The sequence below is a fragment of the Enterococcus sp. GPZ-007 genome, from assembly GCF_059374735.1.
Window position 1 is genome coordinate 137,834 of record NZ_JCAFYN010000004.1, and the last position, 18,690, is coordinate 156,523.

The window sequence follows — 18,690 nt, forward strand, 5'->3', positions numbered from 1 at the left end:
AGATTGATGTATCAATCCTTTGACCGCTTAAAATGTTATACTTCCTTTAATGTTAAAAAATGAACATTAGATGCTCTTTTAAAACCGTTAGAATTACAAATCGCTAACCAAGAACTTTTATAATCATTTCCAAGTAAAATATTACTATCCGCTAAAAGACTAGTAAATTGTTCCAGTGTATTATTCTCAACAAAATTTTCAATGCAATCTTCTTTATCTTCTTGTTCCTCTAATAAACAATCAGCTACTACGTGTTCAGCATTTATTGAGTTATAGTAAATATAGTACTTTAAATTTTTAATTCTACTCGTACAACGTAGAACGCCTTGTCTATCTCTTTTTCTCCCCCATGTATTCAGAAGATGGTCTTTAAATTTGTCTGTTTTTACCACTACTTTATTATTTTCTATATCATATTTTTTATTTCCATCATGAGAGTCTACAACTATTATATCTTTTTCGTCTATATAAGAACCATCAAGATCCAGTATATGTGCAACAAACAAAATATCTTCATCACGAAATTTTCTTTTTTTGCAAATATTAGATACAATGTCACCTACTATGTTTTTTGCATTTTTTCTACTATTTTCAGGCTTGGTTAATAAATCTCCTCCAGTAATTTCGAATCTAACTTTTGTTTTATCGACTATTTGATCTATATATGGCTTTAATAAATCAACATCATTTACACCCTCAGTTAAAATGATCACTACTTTTCTTTTATTTACCATGCGAATCCCTCGCATCGCGTTTCTTTTTAAAAGCTTTTTTAAATGATCTTTTGATTTCATAAGAATCTGTTTCTTGATAAACTTCTTCTTCCATACCACCTAACTGTATTGCTCTGATATACATATCCCTCAGATTGTTTGTTTTCTTCACATTCGTTACCCGAATATACCTATTTTTAGGGTTAGTTGTCGTAAAAAGAATCTTTTGATATGGTAAAACTTCCAAGGCTCTTAAATTATGTGATGTAAAAATTAATTGACCTTTTGCTTCATCAGACAAAGCTTCTACAATTTCTCCTAATAAAAACTCAAAAACCCCAGCATCCAATTCATCAATTATAGCTATAACGTTTGAAGAATTATAGACATTTATTAACGTACTAAGAATAGAAACAATCTTTTTTATTCCATCCGATTCTTTTCTAAAAGGAATTGCTTTACCATTTCTAATAGAATCAACAGAAACCCGATATTCACTTTCTCCTTCAAGGTTTTTGCTTTTATCTTCAATTCTCAGTTTTATCGTTAAACCTGGAATTAAATTTGGTAAAACTTGATTTATTTGTGTGAAAATCAGATTTGCTGTTTCATATAAATTTTCCGAAATTTCTTCTGATGCATCCATGGGAATAGGGACTAAGCCATACATATTTTCAACTTGAAAGCTCATAGGTAAAAGTATTTCAGCATATATCATCCCAGAAAATTTATTTGAGTAACAAAACAAGTTTTTAGCAAATTCATTTACTAAAAACTCTAAAATTAATGGTAATTCTGAATTAATTATTCCTTTATTTTTTTCATCACAAACAAACTTTCTAATTCTCTCACTAAATAAAAAAGAGGTTTCATTTTGTTCAGATAAAGCATGCGCTGTCAATAACTCCACGCGTTCATCTTCATTGTATTTTCTGTCTTTATTTCCACAAAAATCTACGGAAATACCATTCTCAGTAGGTCTATAATCAAAAATCATTTTTTTTCGTTGATACTTTTTTAATTTTTTTAAATAAACACACTCTGATATGACGTTTACGTTATGGCCTTTATTTTTTAACCTCACTTCGTAAGAAACCTCTAAGTTACTATTAAATACTACTACTATTTTTATTTTCGATTCTTTATCTTCATTTAAAAGATCTACTTCTCCTGAATTTAATTTGCCACCTAAAATCAGCTCTCTAACCATTGTCAACGCATCAACTAGCGCTGTTTTTCCTGAACCGTTCTGACCATAAACCCCCATAACATTGAGAGATTCATTTTTAGCTGTCAAATCAATCGTTCCATTGCATACATTCTTGATATTTTCCAAGTTTATACGTTCTATTTTCACAGATTGGTTATTCATAATTTGTCTATCCCTCTAATATCATTTTATTATCTTGAGTTTACTCTAAAAAAAACACAAAATCAATATTTTGATATAAAAAATTCTTTTTAGGCGATTTTCGATTTAGTTAATGGACAGTTTACAGTTGAAAATGAAAGTAATTCTTCTACTTATTGTAATCAGTACTCTTTCGCTAGTACTGGATTTGAGTCAATACTTCGTATACGTTTACGAGAGTTTTTGAGATTCCGGCGGATGTGCCTCTCATCATTTCGACCAGCCTTCAAATAAAATTCATTCCACTTTCCCTTTTGTTTGCGGACGATAAGGTCGACAGGCAATTGGTTTAAATCCTGCATCTTTACTGTATTTATAGAATCTTTGACTCCAAATGTCCTTTCTAAACTGCGTTCTACTTTGATCAACGACGGTGCGCATATTATCAAACCAAATTTCATGCGGGATTCCTTCTTAAGAAAGAAAGGTATTGTTCAAACAACGAAGTAATGTATCTTGTTTTCTGTCTAGCGTTAACTTGATATACTTCCAACGTGAATTGCCTAGAACATATAAAAATAAATTGATTTGAAACCGTTGACCCGAACGATTGTAAAGGACAAGATCTTCTTTCCATTCAACTTGTGCAGACACTTCTGGCTCTAGAACTACTCACAAAACAAATGGTTTTCAAAGCATGCAAATAGTCCAATCCTTAAAAATAAACGATTGGACTTCCTAATAATGATATATGACTACTTTTTCTACATTATTCATTCAAAATAATTGTAAGCGTTAGGATGTTTGGTTAAAAAAACTTTCTAGTCTTCTCATCAATGATAATTTAGACTTAGTATCAATAAACAAGTAAGAGATCGCTGTTTTGGTTTGTTGAAAAATTATCTCTTCCGATAAAGAATAGCTGTTTTGATCAACTTGAAAAAACTCATTCGTTAATGTTGTATTCGAAACTGTGCGATTATCTGTATTAAAACAAAATGCTAAGTTATTTTTACTAAATATTTCCACGGGATAAGTTTGCCAGTTAACTGCTGCACCAGTTTGGATATTACAGACTGGACACATTTCTAACAACACTTCTTGTTTCTTTGCTATCTCCATTCCTTTTTGTGATTGAGCTAAAGCGATTCCGTGACCGATTCTTTTGGTCCCGAAATCAATCGCAGTTAGCGTACTTTCTAGGTTTCCTGTTTCGCCTGCATGGATTGTGTAAGGGATACCTAGCCGACTTGCATAACTAAACAAAGCTCGATAGTTGCTAGTAGGAAATTTCAACTCATCACCAGCTAAATCAACGGCTACAACAGTCTTTCCTAGATACCTTTTTACTAGATCTATCACCGCTTTATTCTGATTTTCTGATTGCTGTCGCATACAGCAAAAGATCAAACCAAGCTGAATGTCATAATGTCTTTCAGCTATATCAACAGCGGTAATCAATGCTTCAGTCACATCTTCTAATGAAAAACTCTCTGTAGTTAGATGCACAGGAGAAAGGCGAACTTCCAAATATAGAACATTCTCTTCTGCTGCTTGCTTGGCTACATCTAAAAGCGCTAACTGTAAAGCATGCTTGGTATGCAGCCCTGATGAGACAATTCGAAAACAGGATAAATATTCAGTTAAGCTGCACTGTTCAGCTGCGGTCATTACTTGATGTAACGCTGCGTCAGAGAGTCGTAATGGATTATCTTGTTCAACATAAATGCTGCGTAAGGTTTCTTTGCGAATTGATCCATCTAAATGACAGTGTAGCTCTACTTTAGGCAGCCTCTTTATCTGTGATTTTTCCATGACAGTACTTCACCTCCTTACAAAATCGACAGAACTTCCTTAACTAAACAACTAAAAATATTTTTTACTCGCTGAGTCGTTTCAACAACTTCTCCATGATCCAAGCTCTGCTGCATTCCTGCTGCTAAATTAGTAATGCAAGAAATCCCCAAAACCTTCATCCCCGCATGATTAGCCGCAATCACTTCTGGAACGGTGGACATTCCTACTGCATCAGCCCCTAACAGTCTAGCCATCCGAATCTCAGCTGGAGTCTCATAGGTTGGTCCCGAAAATGCTAAATAGACACCCTTTTTCAAAACAATTTTTTGTTTCTTAGCAAGGTTCTCTACTTTTTGTTGATACCCTAAGTCATATGCTTGACTCATATCAGGAAAACGTGGTCCCATATTCTCCCAATTCGGACCAATTAACGGATTATCACCCATACAATTGATTTGGTCTGTAATCAGCATCAAATCACCTGGCTGAAAACTTTCGTTAATTCCACCCGCAGCATTTGTTACTACCAATGAATGGCACCCTAACTCCTTCATCACTCGAATCGGATAAACGACTACTTCCATTTGATGACCTTCATAATAATGAAAGCGTCCTTGCATAACTAGAACTTTTTTCCCCGCCAGCTTCCCATAAACCAATTGACCCATATGGCCGACAACAGTTGACACTGGAAAATTTGGAATCTCTCGATAAGAAATGTTAATACTTCCCTGAATGTCTTCTGCTAATTCACCAAGTCCTGAACCTAAGATTAAACCAAAATCAACATCTTTAATCCCACGTTCTCTTAAATAGGTAACTGTCTCTAATAATTTTTCCATCGAATCCTCCTGCCAATTACTATTATCTTTTCGTTAACAATACATTTTTTGTACTTGCTGTGAAATCGGGCCAATCAATAGAACGCACAGAATAGTTCCTACGCCTATTTTTGCTCCTAATATCAGTCCAGCAATCACTAATAATCCATCCAAAAAAATTCGAACAGTTCTGAAACTAAATGAAATCTTTTTAGAAAGTGCAGTACTCAATGCTTCTAATGCCGCACTTCCTAAGTTCGCCGAAGCATATAAACCACACCCCACAGCCAGAATGGAGACACCTGTCAAAAGAAACAATCCTTGGACAATTCGAGTGAAATTGTCTGTTGAAAAATGAGTCAACAATAACGGAAAATATTTTAAACAAATGGTTAGTATTAGAAAGTTGACCACTGTTCCTAAACCAATTTCATTCCGCTCAATCAAAAAGACAAGGAAAACAACAAAGATATTAAATAGAAAACATAGCTGCCAAACAGGTAGAGCAAAATACTGTTGGATACCCAGATATAAGATACTAATCGTATCTACTCCTAACTCCAACCAAATCAACAAGCTGATTCCGACTCCCATTAAAGTGCTCCCTAACAAGTTTACTAATAGTTTATTCCTCATAAGCTTTATACTCCTCACAACGTAGCCAAAACCGAGCTTTCACCAGATAAATCAAATTTTCCAATCAATTCTCGCTCCAAATTGGGAAAAACAACGATAACATCACTGATTTTTTCTGATTCTGCCAATGCATCCAAATCTACTTCAGCGACTTGAGTATTAGGAGTAATTTTTTGTCCAGCAGTTACCAAAGTCTGAATACCTTTCCCACCTAGTTCAACTGTATCGATCCCAATATGCAGTAACAGCTCTACACCAGCTTCACTTTTCATGGTTATCGCATGTTGTGTCGGAAATACACTTTCTACCACACCTTCAATAGGAGAAAAAATTTTCCCACTTTTTGGTCTTACCGCAAATCCGATTCCCATTAGCTCTTGTGAAAAAACTGGATCCGCAACTTCGGAAAGCGGGATAAGCTGACCGGCAACGGGTTGAGTAACTATCGTTTCTTTTACTTTTTTAAATCGATCAAAAAACATGTTTTCCTCCTTATGTCTATCCAAATTTCAAGATTAGCCAAGCAAGAAACATCCTGCTCGGCTAATCAACTAATCTTCTGAATAAGTGAATATTGTTAGTAAGAATGAAACAGCCATGGTTGCTAATGTTGCGAGAGTAACAATTAGCACAAAGCTTGTATCTCCGGTTTGTGGATTAATAAAACCACCAATACCTAAGACGCCAATGGTACTCGCAAAATTATGAACATCAGCCATAGCAATAATCAGAGCACCAACTGCTGTTCCCACACAAGTGAAGACGAAGCGCTTTTTCACAGGCAAAGTGATTCCATAGATTGAAGGCTCGATGATACAGAAAAAGTCAGAAACCATCGCGGGAACACAGATTTTCTTCACCTCAGGATTCTTCGTTTTTAAATAAACCGCAAAAACAACGGCCATCTGTGCTAAAGGTGCTGTAAATATCATCGGAAGTAAATAATCCGTTCCAGTTGTTGCTAAATTATTAATTCCAATCGCAACCAACGGCCAATGCAGGCCTAGAATAACTAACGGTGTATACAACGTTCCGATGAACAAAGCTGCAATAATTGGCGAAAAGCTGAATAGGCCTAAAATTGCACTAGAAATAAGGCTGCTTGCTACATTTGCAATTGGACCAAACACTAAAATTGTTGCTGGAACACCAAGTATCAATGTAAAGAATGGTACAAATGTAAAATGAAGCGATTTTGGAATAATACCTTTTACAAATCGTTCTAACTTAGATAAGAAAAACATTGAAAGAATGATTGGGATGACTGTTGATGTATAACCATTCTCTGGGAAAACAATTGGAAGGCCTAAGAAGTTACTATGAATGTTGGTTTGAAGAATGGTTCCGTCAAATAGTTTATAAAGAACGTCCGACCCAGTTAGATCTGCTACTAAATTCGGGAAAACTAATGCCGCTCCAACAATCATGCCGATAAATGGGTCCGAATCGAAAGTTTTGGCACTAGTATATCCTAAGATAATTGGAAAGAAAGTGAATAGTGCATAGCCTATCGCATTCAAAATGACAAACGTTCCGTCACCAGGTGTGATGATATGAAAGGCCACTAAGAGGGACTGTACCCCCAGTATCAATGAGCACCCCACCATAACTCCAAGCGTTGGTGTAATGATCTTAGTTATAGTATCGATAAAACGATTCAATAGCGTCTTTTTGTCACCACTTTTTTCTTGAGCGTTCTCCTTTTCAGGCGCTGAACCTGAAATAGATAATTTAGGCAGCATTTCTTGATAAATATCATCAACCTGCATTCCCACAACCACTTGATATTGACCATTCGCTGCTTGCGCCGTCATAATTTCATTGTGACCTACCAATGCTTCTCGATTTACTAAGCTTTCATCCTTCAATGTAAAGCGTAGTCGAGTCACACAATGTGTCAGAGCAGAGATATTATCGTCCCCACCCACATTTTCAATGATAAAGTTATTTAGGTTCTCATATTTCCCCATCAAAAAACTCCTCCATTTCTAAATAGTTTCAATGTTCGCCAACTTTTCAAAAACATCTTCCATTAATTTATCGCGCTCAACGAAATAGACATACTTGATAAAATGCCTTCTAAAATCCCAGCTGTAATAGTGATTATCTTGCATGATTGGGCTATAAACAAGTTTGTCTTTCATAAATTCATCGCTCAATAGCCAACCGATGGGTACGATATCCCATAATGCACGAGACCAAACTTTCCCACCATTTTTAAGATTCGTAATTCTTGCCTCCTCTTCTGTTTTATTAACCATATAATCACAAAAACTGTTCTTCCCTTTTAACCAATACTCCAATTCAGGGCCTGTTGTCGCAAAAGCGGAAATCACACCCATTCCAGGAAACTGAACTAATGGCATTGGCGTATCTAATAATACTCTTGCTGCAATTAAATCTTGGCGGCAGTTAAAGGATAAATTGTTATGCCATTCATATCCTAATCCACCTAACCACAAAACGACTATATTATCGATAATTTTTGGTTCTAGCAAAATTGCTGATGCGATATTTGTTGCGGCAGCAATTCCAATCACATATAACGGATTCTCTGGTGAATGATCCAATGCTGTATCGATCAAATGTTTTACAGCATCCGTCATCTTTGGTTCTGAATCTGTCAGAAATTCCGTCGATCCTTTGAATGTAATCGTTTCAAATTCCGGACGGTTTAATAACTTGTAAACATTTAAAATCTCATCGTAACTTTTTTCCATTCCTTCTTTCGGACTTGCCGAATGGTGATTAAAGAATGGGGCAGCATAAATTCCTAAAATATTGAACTTATCTTGCGACTGAATCATATATGCTAGTGCATATTGATCATCAATCTCATTAAATGTATCTGTGTCTAGAACCACATCAATCTTTCCTTGCGGTCGTTCCAACTTTTTTATAATCTCGCTATTTTCCATACTAGAGATACCTCTTTCTCTTTTTTTCGAATAAAACGTTTTCTTCATTTCAAATACTATCATATTTTTGGTTAATGTCAATTTTTTTTTTGTTTATACCAAATATTTTGGCAAAAAAAGAGAATAAATTGGATATTCCAAATTATCCTCTTAGAAATTTAGATTGTAGTAAGTCGCACATCGTTCTGCAGTAAGCATTCTTTTTGTTTTGTATCAAAAGACACTTCGGTAATGATCTCATCATAATCCGTTGCTAAGTTCACTCGCCACATCGCAATCTCCGGGTATTTATTTTTTTCAATTAGCAACACGTTTTTTTTACAGCTTCGCATAATCTCTTTCTGCAATTCTGCATCTTGTTCCTTATATGCAGTAACCTCTAGTCTCTCATTCATTGCGCTTGGACTTAAAAAGGAAATATCGGCTCTTAAATTCTTCATTTGTGTTACTGTTGTTGATCCAAAAGAGTTTTCTTGTTTAAGGCTAAATGTCCCCCCTAGAAAAATCACATGAATACTCAGTTGCTTTTCTTGAATATACTGCATGATACTAAAGGAATTAGTAATTATCGTAATACTATTCAACAGTTCAGAATTTTGACTAAGCAAATGAACTAGCGGCACAGAAATACTATTATGTTCAATGACTACAACTTGCCCTGGAGAAATTAATTGACAAGCTCGGTCAGCAATTTTATTTTTTATTTCTGAATTGACTTCCTTCCGAAAAGAATAGGGAACATCTCTAGCAATTGTTGTATGGGCCAATGCCACACTACCATGTGCCTGAACAACCTTATCCACTAAATATTCTGATTTCAAATCATTTCGGATAGTTTCTGTTGTCACATCCAATAGCGTTGCTAAATCTGTCAAAGAAATTATCGGATTACTACTTAACACTTCAATAATTTTCTTTCTTCGTAAGGTAACTTTCCCCATCAAAACACCCCTATTATATAAGAATGATCAACCAAAATAATAGTTGATAACTTGTACGTTTTCTATTATATCATAAGGAATTTGACTTTTACGCAAAATAATTTGGTAAAACCCAAAAATAGTTACTTACACAATTTATATTACACTCTCGAAAAACAACTTATGAAGTCTTCTTTGATAAAGTGTTGCATTTGATTTGACAATTCAAGCTTTATGAAAAAAATAAAATTGCTATAGTTCATTGATTGATATTACTTTTCCTCTTTCTGTTGTTATTGAAAATTCAACTTTCTTCGTATCGTTGCTATAAGCTCTTGTCTCAAAACTGACAATGTTTTCTCCTGTTTCAACGATTTCTGTATACATTAATTGATCCTGTTGGATGCCACTTTCTTGACCTTTTTCATATTGATAATCATTGATTGCATCCACTATGGTTTGTATACTCATAATTCGCTCTCCTCTTGTTCCACCTCTTCTAGTTGTGCTTCAGGAATATGCTTATGCAGTGTATCTTTGATTTTTACATCATACGTATGAACATCAAATCCCATGGCCCCGCCAAAATCGGCTGCATAAATAATTCCTGTAAGATTTTCTTTATCTTTAATTCTCACTTTTTGACCCAATTTAAATCTCATGGGAGGGAACTTGTCGAGTTTTTTTAGATGAGCGAATAGTTGATCTCTTAGCATGTCATCTACAGCATTTTTATATTTTTCTTTTTGAGATAACTCCTTCTTACTTGGTGAATCAATTCGATCTAACTCACTATCGCACTTCAAAGCATTCAACTTTACCTTCGCAGCAATAGGATTACTCTCAACTCTTTGATTATACTTTCGAGAACTTTCATCTTGTCTACGAGTAATTGCATCTACAGCAGTCAAAGTATTCCTTGAAAAACCATGGGCGGCTAGATCTACTAATGTGATATCACTATTTTCTACAACGTCATGTAAATAGCCAACAATTTTTTCTTCGATTGTTTCTCCAGCTTCTCCGACTGCTTTTACATGCTCAAAATAAGCGACTCCTACTTTATCCAATTGACCTTTATGTGCAGTTTTTGCAATTTTCTTGGCCATCAGTAACTCGTTTTCGTATTCATTGGATTTCATTTTTTGTCACTCCGTTTCAAAATTTAGAGCGTTAAATTAATACCACACACACCATTAAACACTCAATCTACTTTTTTGTTTTATGATTTTCAACTACTTTCTTTTCAGCAACTCTAATCCGTTCAATATCTCTTTTATCAATGTAATCCTTTTTCAGGACCTTATTGACTGTCCCTCTATTCAAACCCATAGAACTCGCTATTTCTCTAATGGATACTTTCTGAGCATTCAGTTGAAAAATTCGGTAAATCTGCTTATCGTTCAGTTGTAACCTTTTCAGTGGTGGAACACTCTTATTACGCTTTATTCTTTCAATTTCAAGAAAATTAGAAATAACATAATCCCCTTTTAAATGTTCTGTGTCTCGGTTGCTATCATTTCGAATCATTATTACAGCCTGTTTTTCAATCTCACTCAATTTCTCATAAGGTATAATTTTTTCTTCGGCTAACCCTCGTTCTGATAACCTTCTTGCAAGTTCTTTTGCAACTTTCTTATATTCTTTGGTTTTCTTTTCCGGTGCCAAATCAATTTGTATAATATTTTTTATATCACCTCGAAATTTCTCTTGTGATATCCTTGCGTTTATTTTAACTCCTAAAGATATTAACTGTTTCAATTCTTCATCTGTCATACTAATGTCTCCATTCGGTATACTTAGGTTACCTAGATATACCATCGAGTAATATGAAAGTAAACTAATAATTTCTTGTATACAGCTATAACTTTTTCATTTTTCATCAGATCGAATAACTAAACCTGTTCATACTTTAACGCATCTAAATCACTTTACCATGCTCGGTGGCAGATTCGTTGAGCTATTCGTTCTTCAAGCTCGTACTTGCTAATTGGAGTAAAGTTAATCATGTCAGCACTGACATTCACAGCCAGCGGTCCTAAAGCCTGTTCAAACATTTTTGGGGTATTATTGTGAACGTGCCCATATAAGTGGTATGAATCATTCTTAGCACCGTTCCATTCAAAAATCGGATAATGAAAAAGACACCACTTTTTGCCTTCTTCTTTAAATTCATAATAGTCTTTTACCCATTCGAACGCGGTTAAGTCAAAATCTTTTTGTTTTAGATAGCTCTCATGATTTCCTTTGATTAGGTATTTACGTCCTTTTAATTTCTTAAGCGTTTTATTACATTGATCGACAGTCGCGTGATAAAAGAGATCTCCCAAAATAAAAATCTGGTCGTCAGATTTGACAACACGGTTCCAGTTTTTGATCAGTGCATCATTCATTTCTTCAGTATTCGAAAATGGACGATTAGAAAAGTCAATCACATTTTTGTGATAAAAGTGTAAATCAGCAATAAAAAATTTCATTCCTAATCCTCCTCACAAATGAATGTTTTTATGCTAGGTGTATTCTCTTCTGATGGATAACCCACCGCATTCATATGGAAGACGGTATCCTCTATTTTGAAGTTTTCTACCAAGTGCTGATGGCCGCAGATCCAATGTTTCGATTTGAATTCTTTTACTGGGGTTACATATAACTCACTAATCTTCCCGCCAGACGGAGGTATAACTGGTGGTACATGGGTAATCATAACGTCCACATGCTCTAAACTTTCATAAAAAGCCATATCTGCTTCATGATATTTCTTATAAATAGTGCTTGGATCAGGGAAAATGTACTTGCTATCGTTTGATCGTAAATTGTAGAATTTTAAGTTTTCAACAGATTTAATATTGTACCAAAGTCTTGACCCAGCAAATGTTAAACCACTAATTTCTACGGTTTTATTTTGCAAAAAGTGAATATTGGGGCTATTTTTGAAATGGTTTACTACCTCACTGACCCGATTCTCTGAAGAACACTCGTATACATCCAGCATTTCTTTTCCAACCATATAATGATCATGGTTACCAAAAACGACTAAAACATGGTCATATGCTTCTGCAAAAGATTCAATTAGCCAAATTGACTGTCGATTGATTTCAGAGTAGTCACCTGCTAACACAATGACTTCACTTTTTTGATCCACTAAATAATTTTGCCAAATAAATTCTTTCGTTTCCCGCTTCCATTGGCTGTCACACGAGCAAATTTGCACGTAATGATTTATGTGTAGGTCAGAGACAAAATCAATTGAAACGATTTTATGCGAAGCTAGTTTTTTCTCTAACTTAGAAATAGCTTGTTTATATTTTTCTACGCGATCAAAATCTACCTTTTTGGGTTGACCAATTCGCGATAAATCGCTGTTATGCGTTAAATCATTAAGCTTAACTTTTGTTGCTAGTGAGTTTTCACATACCCGCCTAATATAGGCATTCCAACTTTCGTTATCCTTTCGAGTGATTGCTTCAACTGCGTTCAGAATAAAAGTTGAAAATCCATAGTTATCTAGATCAGACAATGATAGTCCACCGTCTTCAATTACATCGTGAAGATAACCAGTGATTTGCTCGTTTATATTCTTCCCCATTTTGCTAACAGTTTTTACGTGTTCAAAATAGTCTACTCCTGCTTTATCTTTCTGTCCTTCATGGACTTTTTTAACAATTTTTTCTGCAAGTAATAATTGATCGGAAAATTGATTCAATATTCGTTCCCCCTACATAATCAAGTTTTTATTTTGGCAGTTGATAGTGTTTAAAAGAAAGGCGAATAAAAAAGGTGGGGGCCAAATAAAGACAAAAATCAAGCAGCTATCGTAGCATGCTAATTATGCTGTATTTTAGAATTCTAAACATGCCATTTATAATATAGAAAAGACTGTCTTTACATTAGCTTTTTGAATTCCCCATCCATTAGTGTCTCTTCTGATATTATTAATACCTTATTACACTCACATCAGAAGTATCCATGAATTTTGAAGACATCACCCTATAAGATACTGGATATCCATTTGATTTATCCTCTTCTTCTAACAGTCCTTCATTATTTATTCTGAACATGGTAATTGTGTCGACTTGTAACTCGCTATGTTTTACTCGAACATAGGCGTACCCTTCATGGTTTTCTAAGAATAAATCATACGGAAAAGAAGTTCTACCTAAACTAAATTGTTTATCTAAAACTGCACTGACCCAATCTTTGAATTGCTGCGAAGTTAGATTTTTAGTATCGACAGTTGTATCGGAAGAATTTTCAGTTGCCTCAGATGATTCCTCTAAAGGGGAATACGCTTCTGCTTTTTCAGCTAATATAGCCAATTGTTTTTTATATTCTCCAAATTCTCGATTCAATTCCTTTTTACTATACTTTCCTACTGATTCATCTCCAGAATTTGAATACGCTGTTACAGTTAGAAGATCTTCTTCGAAATGAACTCTTTGCGTTGAACCCATTGAGGAAAAACTTACAATCATATCTGGCTGCATCCTTTTCGATAATTGTATTTTAGAACTAGATCCTGTATCTTCTTCATAAGCATTGATTTGTTCGGTAATCGCTGCATCCATTGATCGGTTTTGAAAATTGGTTGATAGAAACAAGGCAATTGCCAGTTCTTCATTGGTCAGTTCATTTTGTGTGTCATTTATTTGATTAGCAATATTCTTTTCATTTTCACTAGTGATAGAAGTCGATCGAGTTCGTGATACAGATACACTTGAACTACCCATTTTCTCGCTAGCCTGTTCTGTTGATTCTGTACTTGAATTAGAGTCTGATTTTTGACAAGCACTAAATAGAAAAGTACTTAGAATCACAACAAAAAATAAAATTTTCTTCCTCATTTTGATCTCCTTATTAATTTACGCCTAGGTTTGATTTTTGAATCAATATGCTAATTGTATGTTAGCAACTACTCGTTTTAAATCAACTCTCTCTATACAAGAAAAACACTTAGAAGATTTGTTTCTCTAATAAGTGTTTTCATTCATTTATTCGTTTAGATGATTGTTACACTTCCCATGACATTACGCCGTATGATCCTGCGATTCCCTGCATTAATAATTGGTCAGCGTAGTTATCAATATATGCTGTTGCTTCTGCTTCAGTATCGAAAAATTGACTTCCACGTACGATATTTTTAGAAGTATCCTCGCCTTCATAGACTGTAAACCAAACAGTGTATTTGATTTGCGGTTCCGCAGGTTGTTCTGGTTGCGTTGGTGTTTCGGGCTGTGTTGGAGTCTCTGGCTGAACTGGCGTTGTTGGTTGCTCAGGCTGAGACGGTGTTGTCGGATTTGCTGGAGCTTCTGGTGTTGATGGTGTTGTCGGCTGTTCAGGCGTCGGTGCTGGCTGCTCTGTTTGTCCACCGCCTGTGTTTACTGTATTGTCTACAGTTGGTGATTGCTGCTCTGGAGCTGCATGTTCAGTTTGTGCTACTGATTGACCTGCCGGTTGGTTAGGAACTACTTTATCTGATTCTTGAATCGTTTGCCGATCTGTTACTACTCCATTAGAATCTTGAACGGTGACCGCATTTCCTTCAAAGATCATTTTATTACCTGCATATATTAAATTGTAATCACCAATGCCATTCAAAGAAGCTAGCTTTTCCATTGTTAAGTTCGTAGCTTGAGAAATCCCACTCAATGTGTCGCCCCAAACGATCGTATACTCACTTTTTCCTGCGACATCCTTTTTGATTTGTTCGATGGATCGAGGCTCCCATTTACCGTCAGTTTCAGATGCTTGAATATTCTGTCCGCCCATTAAGAATCCACTACTTAAAAGAACCGTACCGAATAAAGTTACATATCCAATTTTTTTCTTAGTGCTTCTTCCATATTCAACTACTTTGCTTTTTTTACTATGTTTTCCCATTTTCACATTCTCTCCCTCTTAATCTATACTAGGTCTAATTTTTTTCATGGCGATTTGAAGTAACCACCCGAATTTCTGGCCTTCGTGTTCCGCTTTTCAGTTTTTCATTTGCTTTTTTGTAATGATCAAGTTCCATTTTTAAAAATGCTGCTTGATTTTGTTGCTTCTCCAAAGCCCTATTTTGAATTAGAATCTTCTGCTCAAGTTTATGAATTCTTTGTTGCAGCATTCGTTTTTCAATTCCGACTAAGCTCTCACAATTTTCTTGACAACCTTCACAAATCGTACAGGTTTCCTTATCAATCACTGTTTGCGAAACCGTATAAATACCACACCATTCACAGGTTGTCTCACTAGTAAGCTCACTCTCATACAAAATATTCTGTACCTCAGATGTCAGATTTTCCATGTCTGTATCTAAGGAAATCAAAAGAGCTCCTTCCTTTTTCTCAACATCAGTAATGGAGTATCCTTGTGCAAGCAGTTCTTTCTCAGCTTTTACTAAAATCGAGTACCAACCACAGCCGATTTGATGTCCATATCGCATGAGCGCCAAATATTGCAAATTGTTGTAATTAATTGTATGTTCTGACATTAGCTATCCTCCTGATCATATTTTCCTGCTTGCAGTTCTGCTAACAGAACTTGCATCTTTTCAATTTGAGGTCTTCCTGGTTTTGTCCCATCCAATATCTCTTTTGCATACACCGCAGAAATCCCTAATTTTTTTGCAAGCCACCTACGGCTTTTGTTTTTTAATGTTAATTGTATCTTGATGTCTTCGATCAATTGTTGTGACATTAGAAAACCTGCCCTTTCTCAATAGATTTGTAAGCTAATATAATTAGCTAATTCCAATTGACAGTCTGTATTCAATGGGATACTATTTATTCGTAGTTAAATAAGCATAGAATCAACTCTATTAAATCAACATTTCTTAGTTTGCCGACGCCGAATTGTTTATTTTTATAGGCCTTTTTCTTGTGCTTGTTAGCTTATTAAATTAGCTTACGATACAAATATAATCCAATTCGATACTTTTGTCAAATGTATGAGTATCATATTTTACAATTATATTTCGTAATCCGTAATCTATCAGGAGGAGAAATATGACGACTTTTGATAAAATCAAAGAATTAGCTCAAAAACGTGGGAAAACACCAAAACAAATAGCTTTAGAGTTAAGCTTAGGAGAAAACCTTTTTTATAAATGGAAAAAAAGTAGCCCAACAGCTGATAAATTACAACTGGTCGCTGATTATTTCCATGTCTCTACGGATTACCTTTTAGGAAGAACGGATAATCCATCTGTAAATAATTCAGAACTCCCAGAAGAAATAGATATTAGTGATAATAATATTACTATGACATATGAAGGTAATACTCTTTCCGAGTCAGAGAGACAAGTGATACTTGCTACTGCCCGCGCTCTGGTTGAACATCGAAATAAGAATACTACTGAGCAAATATAGAATTCAAATAAATGTGAAACTTTCACTAAGTACTAAATGTTTATCTCTTTCGTTTGTGAAAAAAATAAGCGTGAAATTTACTCACACTCATTTTTTTACCTTTCATATTCTCTTCAAAAGCCTTTGTTTAAGGGCTTTTTTTGTTACTCTTCCTAGTGTGAATTTATTGGATATCAAAATCTTTCTTTGTGTGAAGAAAAGAAGCGCTTTCACTCTTTCAGAATGTGAAGATTGCTAGTCATTTTTAGAGGGAAGCTTTGAGATAGATATACCAATTTTATATTCTAAAAGGAGAATAATAAAATCTAGTGCGAGATTAGCACAATCTACTGCTAAACTAGCTCACTTAATTGATAGATAAAGACAAACTACTACTAAACTAGCTCAATCTACTACCAAACTAGCTACAATTTAATGAATACTTTCGGCTCTGACTTTAATAATATGTAAATTTTTAGCAAGTTTATACTAAATCTATTAAAACTGCCGATTAAAAGCTCCCTATTTTTTCGTTTGCATATACCAATACAAAAAAACACTGAAAACCTCAAATTAATTTAACAATCTAATTGTCTTTTCTTCTCATCAATCATCCATATAACGTTTGTAGAAATTCACCTGATTCATTCGTTAGTTCTTTTAGTTCATTAACTATGCTCGATAGGCGGATTTTATGATGAAAGTTAAAAATTACTCTCCAGATGCCGTTGTTGGACGTACAAAAAGTGAGAATCGCTTCCTTATGAATATCTTCCAAGCTTCTTGTATCATTATATTGATCTCGAATTGATGGATACTCGTAATATTGACTTATACCTCAAAGTGCGACATAGCCCGAAGAAAGCACAACAAGAACAAGCGAATTTTAGGCGAACTGATGAAAAGCGACCGGACGTGGTGGATAGCCGAGAAGAATTTAGCCACTGGGAAATCGATATAGTGGTTGCCCTGTGAACAGGCAAAGACTATGTCCTCTTGACTTTGGCGGAACGGAAAACCCATTACGAGATGATCATCAAAATTGATGGACAAATCGTGAAACCTGTGAATCGTACCCTTAAAAACTTACATGATGCCGCTGGCAAAGACTTTGCGCTATTGTTCCAAACAATTACTTCAGACAATGGCACTGAGTTTTCTCAGCATCTCCAAACTTTTGTCAGAGGTAACGTCTGTATACTTCACTCATCTGTGCGCTTCGTGGAAACAGGGTACAAATGAGAATCACAATGGCATCATTTGGCGATTTATTCCCAAAGGCACCCACTTGGCAGAGATTTCCCTCGCAAATATTCGGCGTATTCGAGATTGGATGAAAGAAATAACAAACTAAATAATAAGCGAATCTCAGTAGGTGGCTAAGTTCCACTTGAAATTTGTGACAGAAGATTATTGATTTTATTGTCTAATTAGACAAAAGTGCTTAAAGAAATTCGAGCTATAATAAAACACCGAGAAGCAACCATCTTCCAAGAATAAATGGTTACTTATACAGTTTATATTACACTCTCTGCAATCTTATTAACTCGTTCCACATCACTTTGGTGCTTAAAATTTCTTTTAAGTATTCTATAGTACTTGCTCCTTTGGATTCCGTTATTCCTGCAAAATTCAGAAATATTTCCTTTATTTTTATCATTTAATAAAACCTTTGATATCAACTTATCACTTGCTTTTAGATACTTTCCTTTACCGGTAACATAATTTATTTTCTTTTTTTCATCTCGTAATATATTAGCCACTACTAAAATCACATAATCCCCAATATCCCCAGTTTGAATGTTTTGTTTGTCAGTATCAAGTCTAATATCTCGAAACATTTTTTTAGCTTTGTCATTTTCAGCATTATAGATTTCTTCAGTTAACTCCGGATCATAATTAATAACTGTTTCTGCAATTTTTTTTATATTACTTAGATAACTTTTAGAGAATTTTATACTCTTAATAGGATCACAATATTTTTCCTCGCCTGTATCTTTCATATATATAATCATTCCTTTCGCGATTCCGCTCAAGACACAACACCAGATGAAAAGGTGCTGAGTTCCTATCGGAACCTTGTTTTTTGTAATAAAATATTCCTAAAGAAACCTGTATACACTACAAATCACGGGGAGGTGAGTAAGTGCGAAGACACACTTTTCGACCTTGTATATATATGTGTAACTTGGCTTTTCAAGCACAA

The 18,690-nt window shown here is 34.9% G+C and carries 20 protein-coding genes and 1 pseudogene; 1 reads left to right on the forward strand and 20 read right to left on the reverse strand.

Annotated elements, in window-relative coordinates; all coding sequences use genetic code 11:
• Nucleotides 1–35 precede the first annotated feature (35 nt).
• The 19 genes and pseudogenes from AC4J95_RS04235 to AC4J95_RS04325 all read right to left on the reverse strand — a co-directional run bounded on the left by AC4J95_RS04235 (nucleotide 36) and on the right by AC4J95_RS04325 (nucleotide 15,834).
• On the reverse strand, nucleotides 36–734 hold the full coding sequence (locus AC4J95_RS04235) for a hypothetical protein (RefSeq protein ID WP_216410572.1): 699 nt from the start codon (nucleotides 732–734) through the stop codon (nucleotides 36–38).
• Nucleotides 724–2,085, reverse strand: coding sequence for an AAA family ATPase (locus tag AC4J95_RS04240; RefSeq protein WP_216410573.1), 1,362 nt, complete (start codon nucleotides 2,083–2,085; stop codon nucleotides 724–726). The genes AC4J95_RS04235 and AC4J95_RS04240 overlap by 11 nt, the downstream gene beginning before the upstream one ends.
• A gap of 279 nt (nucleotides 2,086–2,364) precedes the next feature.
• Nucleotides 2,365–2,724 (reverse strand): annotated as a pseudogene (locus AC4J95_RS04245) (IS21 family transposase); the annotation flags it as partial.
• A 135-nt stretch (nucleotides 2,725–2,859) separates the two neighbouring features.
• Nucleotides 2,860–3,879 carry an adenosine deaminase gene (gene add, locus AC4J95_RS04250; RefSeq protein ID WP_216410574.1) on the reverse strand — a complete coding sequence of 340 codons (1,020 nt, stop codon included), beginning with the start codon at nucleotides 3,877–3,879 and terminating at the stop codon, nucleotides 2,860–2,862.
• A 17-nt stretch (nucleotides 3,880–3,896) separates the two neighbouring features.
• Nucleotides 3,897–4,703, reverse strand: a complete 807-nt coding sequence (locus tag AC4J95_RS04255; RefSeq protein WP_216410575.1) for a purine-nucleoside phosphorylase — start codon at nucleotides 4,701–4,703, stop codon at nucleotides 3,897–3,899.
• A gap of 33 nt (nucleotides 4,704–4,736) precedes the next feature.
• Nucleotides 4,737–5,318 carry a YczE/YyaS/YitT family protein gene (locus tag AC4J95_RS04260; protein WP_216410576.1) on the reverse strand — a complete coding sequence of 194 codons (582 nt, stop codon included), beginning with the start codon at nucleotides 5,316–5,318 and terminating at the stop codon, nucleotides 4,737–4,739.
• Between the two features lie 14 nt (nucleotides 5,319–5,332).
• Nucleotides 5,333–5,800: a PTS sugar transporter subunit IIA gene (locus AC4J95_RS04265; protein WP_216410577.1), complete on the reverse strand. Its 468-nt coding sequence runs from the start codon at nucleotides 5,798–5,800 to the stop codon at nucleotides 5,333–5,335.
• Nucleotides 5,801–5,869: 69 nt separating this feature from the next.
• The gene (locus tag AC4J95_RS04270; protein WP_216410578.1) at nucleotides 5,870–7,288 is read right to left on the reverse strand and encodes a PTS transporter subunit EIIC; all 1,419 of its coding nucleotides are present in this window, start codon (nucleotides 7,286–7,288) and stop codon (nucleotides 5,870–5,872) included.
• A gap of 18 nt (nucleotides 7,289–7,306) precedes the next feature.
• Nucleotides 7,307–8,236, reverse strand: coding sequence for a nucleoside hydrolase (locus tag AC4J95_RS04275; protein WP_216410579.1), 930 nt, complete (start codon nucleotides 8,234–8,236; stop codon nucleotides 7,307–7,309).
• A gap of 158 nt (nucleotides 8,237–8,394) precedes the next feature.
• Entirely contained in the window at nucleotides 8,395–9,177 is a 783-nt protein-coding gene (locus tag AC4J95_RS04280) for a DeoR/GlpR family DNA-binding transcription regulator (protein WP_216410580.1), read from the reverse strand.
• A 231-nt stretch (nucleotides 9,178–9,408) separates the two neighbouring features.
• Nucleotides 9,409–9,627, reverse strand: a complete 219-nt coding sequence (locus AC4J95_RS04285) for a hypothetical protein (RefSeq protein WP_216410581.1) — start codon at nucleotides 9,625–9,627, stop codon at nucleotides 9,409–9,411.
• On the reverse strand, nucleotides 9,624–10,298 hold the full coding sequence (locus tag AC4J95_RS04290; protein ID WP_216410582.1) for a hypothetical protein: 675 nt from the start codon (nucleotides 10,296–10,298) through the stop codon (nucleotides 9,624–9,626). Before AC4J95_RS04290 ends, AC4J95_RS04285 begins: the two co-directional genes overlap by 4 nt.
• A 67-nt stretch (nucleotides 10,299–10,365) precedes the next feature.
• On the reverse strand, nucleotides 10,366–10,932 hold the full coding sequence (locus AC4J95_RS04295) for a winged helix-turn-helix transcriptional regulator (RefSeq protein ID WP_216410583.1): 567 nt from the start codon (nucleotides 10,930–10,932) through the stop codon (nucleotides 10,366–10,368).
• A gap of 155 nt (nucleotides 10,933–11,087) precedes the next feature.
• On the reverse strand, nucleotides 11,088–11,633 hold the full coding sequence (locus AC4J95_RS04300) for a metallophosphoesterase (RefSeq protein WP_216410584.1): 546 nt from the start codon (nucleotides 11,631–11,633) through the stop codon (nucleotides 11,088–11,090).
• Between the two features lie 2 nt (nucleotides 11,634–11,635).
• The gene (locus AC4J95_RS04305; protein ID WP_216410585.1) at nucleotides 11,636–12,859 is read right to left on the reverse strand and encodes a metallophosphoesterase family protein; all 1,224 of its coding nucleotides are present in this window, start codon (nucleotides 12,857–12,859) and stop codon (nucleotides 11,636–11,638) included.
• 229 nt (nucleotides 12,860–13,088) lie between these two features.
• The gene (locus AC4J95_RS04310; RefSeq protein WP_216410586.1) at nucleotides 13,089–13,997 is read right to left on the reverse strand and encodes a hypothetical protein; all 909 of its coding nucleotides are present in this window, start codon (nucleotides 13,995–13,997) and stop codon (nucleotides 13,089–13,091) included.
• A 166-nt stretch (nucleotides 13,998–14,163) separates the two neighbouring features.
• Nucleotides 14,164–15,039 carry a LysM peptidoglycan-binding domain-containing protein gene (locus AC4J95_RS04315; RefSeq protein ID WP_216410587.1) on the reverse strand — a complete coding sequence of 292 codons (876 nt, stop codon included), beginning with the start codon at nucleotides 15,037–15,039 and terminating at the stop codon, nucleotides 14,164–14,166.
• 28 nt (nucleotides 15,040–15,067) lie between these two features.
• A complete protein-coding gene (locus AC4J95_RS04320; protein ID WP_216410588.1) occupies nucleotides 15,068–15,628 on the reverse strand; it encodes a hypothetical protein in 561 nt (186 codons plus the stop codon).
• On the reverse strand, nucleotides 15,628–15,834 hold the full coding sequence (locus AC4J95_RS04325) for an XRE family transcriptional regulator (RefSeq protein WP_216410589.1): 207 nt from the start codon (nucleotides 15,832–15,834) through the stop codon (nucleotides 15,628–15,630). Before AC4J95_RS04325 ends, AC4J95_RS04320 begins: the two co-directional genes overlap by 1 nt.
• A 308-nt stretch (nucleotides 15,835–16,142) precedes the next feature.
• On the opposite strand from AC4J95_RS04325, the gene AC4J95_RS04330 reads away from it, so the two are divergent.
• A complete protein-coding gene (locus tag AC4J95_RS04330; protein ID WP_494548740.1) occupies nucleotides 16,143–16,505 on the forward strand; it encodes a helix-turn-helix domain-containing protein in 363 nt (120 codons plus the stop codon).
• A 1,496-nt stretch (nucleotides 16,506–18,001) separates the two neighbouring features.
• Here AC4J95_RS04330 and AC4J95_RS04335 read toward each other — a convergent pair.
• The gene (locus AC4J95_RS04335; protein ID WP_494548741.1) at nucleotides 18,002–18,487 is read right to left on the reverse strand and encodes a hypothetical protein; all 486 of its coding nucleotides are present in this window, start codon (nucleotides 18,485–18,487) and stop codon (nucleotides 18,002–18,004) included.
• Nucleotides 18,488–18,690 lie beyond the last annotated feature (203 nt).